We start from the raw sequence: 2,288 nt of genomic DNA, 5'->3' as shown, positions 1-2,288 counted from the left end.
GCCTTCGATATTCCGCATAGGTCGCTTGTTTGGTCGCTATGAAGTCTACTACACGCCAAAAGTCGTTGTTGAAACTTCTAATGCCTCTCAAATCATCGGGTTCGGTAGAGCAACCAGCGTTCCAATGAATCCTTTTGTACTGGGCGATGCTGTGCCTCCAACTGTTCTGCCGCTGGCATTGAATGCCGATCTGAAGCAAGGCGCTGCTTTCTATGCGCGTAATTTCACGGCGGTTAACCCGTTCCCGCAAGCTGCCCTCGGATGTGCGTTGATTAACATAACCAACATGCCTTAATCGTAGCATTCGATAGCCGAGCAATAAGAGAAAGGAGTACCAGAATGACTAGAAAACGAGTCGATCTTGGCGCTCCTTCCCTAACGGGAAGGGTGGCCGAGTTAATAGCTGAGGCGTTTGCCGGATGCGTTTATCCAGTAGATGTTGAAGCGGTCAATCGTATGCCTCACGATATTACGCTCTCAGAGGTGCGAGGGCTTTATCTTCGTGGCGTCACAGTTTCCGATGGATCCAACAAAAAAGTGGTGCAAATAGAGAGTGAAGATCAATTCATTCGGCTTGCATCCAGTGTTCAACAAATCGCCGCGCTAAACGGTCATGAATATGTGGTTATGACTATTGAGACGATTGCAAATGATGAGCAGCCAAGCGATCCTAAGACGGAAGTTGACCTGAATTCAGAGCCAGAAAGCAAAGAGCCGTCCGGTGATGAATCAGGCGGTGGAGCCGATGAAGATCCAGGGAATAATGACGGCAAAACCGATCATTCGGACGAAACCTCGGGTGCTAATCCTGACGATGACAAAGAAGGCAAAGAGCCGCTCGAAGAAGGTGATCCCGCCCCATCCCAAGCAAACGATGAAACCACGGAAACTCATCCTGATAAAAAAGGAAGTTCCAAGAAGCCAGGCAAATCGCACGCAAACAGCAACAAAAACGGAGGTTAATAAGCAATGACTACCACTTTCGTTAGACAACTGGGTGCCGAATCTGGCGTGCAACTTAACCCTCTGCGCGATAATTCTGAAGTTCCGTCACAGGACAATCAGGATCAGGTGTTAGCAATAATGATGCGCTCTGCACGTGGCCGTATAGATAAACCCTTCAAGGTGGATCGCGGCAATGTGCTTAAAAAACTTGGGAAGGGCGAACTAATCCGCGCTTCGGCTTTGAATGAAGCCTGGGTGCACGTAGTTGAAGCGCTTAATAATGGCGCTTATGAGGCGGTTGTGCAACGACTGGTAACTGATGCAGCCCTGATAAAATGGGCTGTAATAACCGCCTCAACCGACACGCCAGCATTTGCAGCGTCTCATACCCCTGCAGTACTAACAGCGATTGTCAATGCCGGTGCGATTACATCTGTAACCGTTGTGAGTGGCGGAACTGATTATGCTGGAACGGAAGCAATCACAGTAGGTGGACCGGGTACCGGCGCCACGCTAACCCCGGTGTTTACGAACGGAGTTATTACCTCTGTGACTGTAACGGCTGGCGGTACCGGATTCTCAACGGCTCCGACGCTGACCATTTTGCCAGCAGCAGCGGAGCCTGTCGGCACTTATTTCTTTGCGGTTAAGCATCTTGAGTGCTTTAACGATGGAATTATTGTCGAGTTTCGCGCGGATGAGAAGAAAACCGGCGGTTCTGCGGTCGCAAATGACTTCATTACCTTGCGTATCAGAGATAAGTCAGGAATCCTGATTCAGGAATTCACCGGATCACTCAATGCAGATGCCAAAGATGATTTTGGTGGATCTGCTTATCTGCCTGACGTGGTATCTGCGCAAACCGACCTGGTTGAAGTGTTGGTTGGTGTGACTGGCGGCTCTGCTGTGGTTGCAACTACCTCAGATGCCTACGGATACAATACGAGCGGATTGGAGAAATGGGCTAAATCGGGTGTTCTGACATGCTTTGTAGAAGGTGGAAATGCATATTCAACTGATGATTATGTGGCTGCGCGGCAGAAACTGCAATATACCCCATTCAATTACACCTACATTTCTTCGGGTGGCTCTCAGTCTGCGGCTCTCTTGGGGCAATTGGCTCAACTGGCGTTCGATACTAACCGCCAGCTGCGATTTGACGTGCCCGGAAACCTTAACCCCGCTGCAGCGATTGCTTTTGTAGAGCAGTTGAATCTTGGTGCAAATGAAGCTTCTCACCTGATTCATGCTTTTTGGGCTCCAGTCAAATCAAATGATCCTGCGGGTGTAAATCCAAACGGCTATTTTGGTATGGCTACGCTGAATATCGCATATGCGTGTGG

General features: G+C 49.4%; 1 protein-coding gene and 2 pseudogenes. All 3 read left to right on the top strand.

Features of this window, described 5'->3' with window-relative positions:
- A pseudogene (locus C7H79_RS18180) lies at positions 1-295 on the top strand (hypothetical protein); the annotation flags it as partial.
- A gap of 44 nt (positions 296-339) precedes the next feature.
- Complete coding sequence (locus C7H79_RS16910) at positions 340-963, top strand: hypothetical protein (protein WP_106708394.1); 624 nt, start codon at positions 340-342, stop codon at positions 961-963.
- Between the two features lie 6 nt (positions 964-969).
- Positions 970-2,288: pseudogene (locus C7H79_RS16905) on the top strand (hypothetical protein); the annotation flags it as partial.

This window comes from Nitrosomonas supralitoralis, assembly GCF_003011925.2.
Classification (GTDB): domain Bacteria; phylum Pseudomonadota; class Gammaproteobacteria; order Burkholderiales; family Nitrosomonadaceae; genus Nitrosomonas; species Nitrosomonas supralitoralis.
This window is presented reverse-complemented; position numbering and strand designations above follow the sequence as displayed.

Excerpts from the sequence above, each read along its gene's own strand:
- C7H79_RS16910 (WP_106708394.1), top strand. The coding sequence starts at position 340 with ATGACTAGAAAACGAGTCGATCTTGGCGCTCCTTCCCTAACGGGAAGG.